Origin of the sequence: Saccharomonospora saliphila YIM 90502 (assembly GCF_000383795.1) — a bacterium.
GTDB classification, from domain to species: Bacteria; Actinomycetota; Actinomycetes; order Mycobacteriales; family Pseudonocardiaceae; genus Saccharomonospora; species Saccharomonospora saliphila.
Window position 1 is genome coordinate 67,684 of record NZ_KB912704.1, and the last position, 2,397, is coordinate 70,080.

A 2,397-nucleotide genomic window follows, 5' to 3' on the forward strand; every position below is an offset into this window, starting at 1 on the left:
AGCGACTGCTCGTGGTCGGCACCACCGGCCTGCTCGCCCTGCTGTGGCTGCTGCTGTTCGGAGCCGCCGCCACCACGCGGGGAACCCCGGCCGCGCTGGCCGGTGGGGCCGGCGTGCTGGCCGTGGTGGTGGTGCTCGGCGGCGTGTTCGACGTGACGTCGCTGAGCCTGCACCCGTTCTACCGGGAGCGGCTGGCGCGCGCGTTCGCCGTGCGGGCGGTGCGCAGGCACGACGACGACCAGGTGGTGGCCGTGCCGTACGACCCCGCCGAGCACACCACCCTGTCCGCGTACGGCACCACCGCCGAGGGGGTTCCGTTCCCCGAGGTCATCTTCGCGGCGGCGGCCAACCTCAAGGGCGAGCACCGGACCCCGCCCGGGCTCGGCGCGGTGTCCTACACCATGAGCGCACGGTGGACCGGCGGGCCCGACGTCGGCTGGGTCCGCACCGACGACCTCGAACGCATCGCGCCGGACCGACTCCGGCACGACCTCACCGTGCAGGGCGCGGTCGCGTTCAGCGGCGCGGCCTTCGCCTCCTCCATGGGCCGTTCCAGCCGCTGGTTCCAGGTGTTGCTGGCCGTCTCGGGCGCGCGGCTGGGCTCGTGGCTGCCGAACCCCGCGTTCCTGCGCAGGGCACACGAAGCCGCCCGGGCGGGCGACTGGGCCTACCCGTGGCTGCCCCGCGCGCGCAGACTGGGTTACCTCGTGCGCGAGGTGTTCGGCTCGCACCCGCACCACGAGCGTCTCGTCCACGTCAGCGACGGCGGCCACTACGACAACCTCGGCCTCGTCGAGCTGCTGCGCCGCCGTTGCACGCTGATCTACTGCGTCGACGCCAGCAACGACACCCCGCCGACCGCGCGCACGCTGGCCGAGGCGTTGGAGCTGGCCTGGCAGGAGCTGGGCGTGCGTGTCGTGCTCGACGACCCGTGGCGGGTGGACCCGGGAAGCGGGGAGTCCGACGCGCCCGGCAGTCCGCTGGCCCCGCGCCTGGCGCACACCCCGGTCGTCACCGGCACCGTGTACTACCCGCGGGAGAGCGGCCTGCCGGGCCACGTCACGGGGCGTCTGGTGGTCGGGCGTGCCGTGTTGTGGCCGGACCTGCCGTACTCGCTCCAGTCGTACGCGGCCCACCATCCGGAGTTCCCGTACGACAGCACGGGCGACCAGTGGTTCGACCACGGCCAGTTCTCCGCTTACACCGAACTCGGCCGCCACGTCGGCGCCGAGGCCCGCCGCGTCCTCCGGAACCGCACCGCCACCTCCGCCGACGACCACCCCTGACCCGCGAGTTGCCCCGCCCGGTCCGCGAGTTGCCCCTCCTGGTCGGCGAGTTGCCCCTCCCGGTCCGCGAGTTGCCCTTCCTGGTCGGCGAGTTGCCCTTCCGGGAACCGCGAGTCGCCCCTCCCTCCATGACTCGGCCGGCAAGATTCCGCGGCTGTCGAGCACCACAGGTGCGACCTGGCGGAGCCGTGAGACGACGAAGAGCCTGATGTGGGCACAGCGCACGTCGTTCGGGCCCGGAAACGGGGATGACCTCCGACCATGCGGGGCAACTCGCCGACCGTAAGGGGCAACTCGCGGGCCGTGGGGGGCAACTCGCGGGCCGTGGGGGGCAACTCGCGGGCCGTAAGAGGCAACTCGCGGGCCGTGGGGGGCAACTCGCGGGCCGGGGGGGCGGTCCACGGGCGGTCCCCGCTCCGTCGCGGGACGTGACATGATAAGCAGGACCCTGCTATCGACGTCGCAGGCGAAGCTTGGCAGGATACGGCTTTCGCCGACACAGCTCGCAGCTGATGGGACACCGCCGTGGAGGGACCTTCAGTGAACGCCAGGACCAGTCAGGTCGACGACCTCCGGCTCGTCGCGCTGCCCAGCGCCGTCAACTGCGCCGACCTCTTCGTCCGGTTCTCCCTCACCGAATGGTCCTTGCGGAGTCTGTTCGACGAGGCGGCCGACGCGGCGCGCACGCTCGTCAACGCCGTCGTCGAGACGACCGACCAGAAAGACCCCGGCTTCGTCACCGTGCGGCTTCGCCTTTCGGGCGACTGCCTGGTGGTCGAGGTCGAGGACGACCAGCTCGACCGCGTCCACGACGACGCGCCCGAGGTGCGCGGGCGCAGCACCGGCGCCGTGCCGCTCGAAGGCCGGGGCAAACTCGTGTGGTGCGAGGTTCCGCTGCCCGACGGCGTCAGCGCCACCCAGGTCCGGCTCCCCCGCCGTGACGAGCGGCGCTCGCAGGTCCCGGAACCGGAGCCCGGCCAAGCCGCGGGCCCCGACCCTGAGCTCGTCGACCGGGATCATCGAGGGCATGGGCGAGCTCCACCTCGAGGTGCTGGTCAACCGGATGAAGACCGATTTTCAAGGTCGAGGCGAACATCGGCAAGCCTCAGGT

2 pseudogenes are annotated in these 2,397 nt (G+C 72.4%); both read left to right on the forward strand.

The features are described 5' to 3' along the window. Nucleotides 1-1,286: pseudogene (locus tag SACSA_RS23425) on the forward strand (patatin-like phospholipase family protein); the annotation flags it as partial. A gap of 540 nt (nt 1,287-1,826) precedes the next feature. Beyond that, nucleotides 1,827-2,300 (forward strand): annotated as a pseudogene (locus SACSA_RS26910) (ATP-binding protein); the annotation flags it as partial. Between the last annotated feature and the right edge of the window lie 97 nt (nt 2,301-2,397).